Source organism: Nocardiopsis sp. NPDC055879 (genome assembly GCF_053615935.1).
Genome location: NZ_JBSHCT010000077.1, coordinates 1 through 2,175 on the forward strand (window position 1 = coordinate 1; position 2,175 = coordinate 2,175).

The following is a 2,175-nucleotide window of genomic DNA, read 5'->3' on the forward strand; positions in this document are numbered from 1 at the left end:
GTCCCTGTCCCGCGAGTCGATGGACAACCTGGTGTTGGCCGGGGCCTTGGACTCCCTGGCCGGGGTCACCGGTGCCCCTGGCGCCCCGGACCGGCGTGACGTCCTCGTGCACGCCCACGCCTTGGTCCGAGCGCACGGGGTGGTTCGGGGAGGCCGCCGCGTCGTGGCGAGTACGGCCGACCAACTCTCGTTGAGCACCGGCCCCGTGGAGGTGCCGGTGGGCGCGGGGACCCCGATGACACACTCCGAACGGGTGGCCGAGGAGTTGCGGGTGCTGGGCTATGAGCTGTCCGGGCACCTGTTGGACCGGTACGCCGAGCGCCTGGCCGAACTGGCCTCGGCCCACGACCTCGTGCAGGCCCAGGACCTGCATCGGGTTCCGGACGGGGCGCGGGTCATGGTCGCGGGGTCGCGGATCTGCACGCAGACCCCGCCCACGCGGTCGGGGCGCAGGGTCGTCTTTACCACCGTGGAGGACCGGACCGGGTTGGTCGACGTGGCCCTGTTCGAGGACGCCCAACGGCACTCGGCGGCCTCGGTGTTCGGCTCCGACCTGGTGGTGGTCCACGGACGGGTGCGGCGGGCGGCCCCGGGCGCGCTGCCCACCCTCACCGCCACCCGGGTCCGGCCTCTTGACGGGAACGCCGGCGCCTCATCCGGAAAGGGGTGAGACGCCGGCGTCGGTGCGGTTCGTTCGGGGTCTGATCAGGGTCTTGGTCGTGGAGGAGGGGTCAGGCTCGGGTGATGGCGAGGAAGGCGTCCCACTCGGAGGAGGGGAAGGGGATGTGTCCGTCGGTGGGGTGCTTGGAGTCCCGGAGGGCCGCACCACAGGGGAGTTCGGCGACCTCGACGCAGTTCTGGTCATGGCCGCTGTGGCTGCTCTTCCGGAAGTCGGTGGGGATGTGGGCGACCTCGACACAGTCCCCGTTGACTCCGCTGTGACTGCTCTTGTGGAAGCTGGGGAAGTGGGCAACCTCCACGCAGTTGTTGTTGACACCGCTGTAGCTGCTTTTGCGCCACGTCATCTGGTCGATCAATGCACTCACTCTTCTAGCACTTGAATCCGGCGGTTGAAGAAATCCAAGGTCTGCGCTGGGGTCATGGAACAACTCTGCGTGCTTCCGAACATGTCGTTATAGAGCCTGACTTGCTGGTCCTCCTCCAAAAACATGGTAGTGGTGGGGCTCTCCAGGTAGACGACGCTCGCATCCCTTGGGTCCGGGAAGTCCATTATGAGGTAATTTCCCTCTGTGGAAGTGTGAGCGCCTGCGGAGAACGGCAGCACGTAGATATCTATGTTGTCCAGTGCGGCCATGTGTGTCAGGTGTCGCAGCTGCTCGCACATCACACTTGCTGAGCCAACGATGCGGTGAAGAGCAGACTCATCGATGATGGCTAGGTAAGTAGGGGGATCTATGCGCTTCAGGATGCTTTGCCGTGCCATGCGAGCAGTTACCCGTTGGGCGATTTCGCTATCATCTCGTACCCGGTTCGCTCGGTAAATGGCGTCTGCGTAGTCCGGGGTCTGGAGAAGCCCTGGGAGCACTTGAGCTTCGTAGGTGCGGATGGCACATGCTTCAGCCTCGAAGTCAACGAGGGTTTGTGGCATGAGGTCCTTGTAGAGGGACCACCATCCTTTTTGTCCAGCCAGCTTGGACAACTCATGCATGGCTGCTCGAACAGCAGAGTCATCGACCTTGTAGAGATCTAGCAGCTTGTCCAATGTTGGAGAGGGGACGGTCTTGGACTCTGCCTGCTCGATCTTGCTTAGGTTGGCCCTGCTGATGCCAGTGTGCTTCGCGACATCGTTCAGCGTCATCTCGGCCTCTGCGCGAAGTCGTCTGAGCTCTGTGGACAAGCGTCGTCGCCGGACGCTGGGACTGTAGGGAGCGGCCATGCCAGGAGTCTAACGCAAATTCTTCCTAAGAGTGGATTCTACTTGACTGAGTAGAATCCACTCTCTAATGTGATGAGTGTAGTCAGTAACTGAACTCTCACGCAGGGTTCATGTGACCAGGCTATGCCGTGCCCCTTTCCCTCCTCCGGGAAATCGTGAAGGTCGTTGGCCTAGCGGGTGCGTCGAATTGTCCATTTCCCTCACCTTTGTGACAGGAGTTCTGTTCGTCATGCCCGTAAACGCACCCTTGGCCGGTCTGCCCGACGTCACCCTCCCGC

Annotated in this window: 3 protein-coding genes; 1 reads left to right on the forward strand and 2 read right to left on the reverse strand. The window is 62.6% G+C overall.

The genetic code is table 11. The features are described 5' to 3' along the window. Nucleotides 1-670 (forward strand): OB-fold nucleic acid binding domain-containing protein (locus ACWGKS_RS29820; RefSeq protein ID WP_452525057.1); only part of this gene is annotated, 670 nt, incomplete at its 5' end. A gap of 61 nt (nt 671-731) precedes the next feature. Here the strand turns inward: ACWGKS_RS29820 and ACWGKS_RS29825 are convergent. Next, entirely contained in the window at nt 732-1,037 is a 306-nt protein-coding gene (locus ACWGKS_RS29825; RefSeq protein ID WP_452525059.1) for a DUF397 domain-containing protein, read from the reverse strand. A gap of 5 nt (nt 1,038-1,042) precedes the next feature. Further along, nucleotides 1,043-1,897: a helix-turn-helix domain-containing protein gene (locus ACWGKS_RS29830; protein WP_452525061.1), complete on the reverse strand. Its 855-nt coding sequence runs from the start codon at nt 1,895-1,897 to the stop codon at nt 1,043-1,045. Nucleotides 1,898-2,175: the final 278 nt, after the last annotated feature.